Source organism: Oleiphilus sp. HI0123, from assembly GCF_001635315.1.
In genome coordinates this window covers 1-304 of record NZ_LWGE01000880.1, presented here as the reverse complement: position 1 = coordinate 304, position 304 = coordinate 1, and the positions used below count along the sequence as shown (strand labels likewise).

Here is a 304-nt window from a genome sequence, read left to right as displayed (position 1 = left end):
CACTATGAATAATGCAGCGCGCACCAATCGTCACGCCGTGATAGATATTGACGCCTGGATAAAGTCGAGTGCATTCACCTATCCGCGAGTCATCAGAAACTGTCGTATTTTCACCAATTACACAACCAGCCCCTAAGAAAACACCTTTACCAATTACTGCGCCAGCTCCCACAAAAACGCCTTCAGCGACCTCAGCAGTGTCATGCACAACAGCCGAAGGGTGGATATCTGAACCCGCACTAAGGTCAAGCTGGGTACTGTCCCACAAGTGAGTTAAACGCGCATACGCCAGGTAAGGGTTATC

The 304-nt window shown here is 49.7% G+C and carries 1 pseudogene; it reads right to left on the bottom strand.

Annotation, left to right across the window (positions count from 1 at the left end):
• Window positions 1-304: pseudogene (locus tag A3761_RS07625) on the bottom strand (UDP-3-O-(3-hydroxymyristoyl)glucosamine N-acyltransferase); the annotation flags it as partial.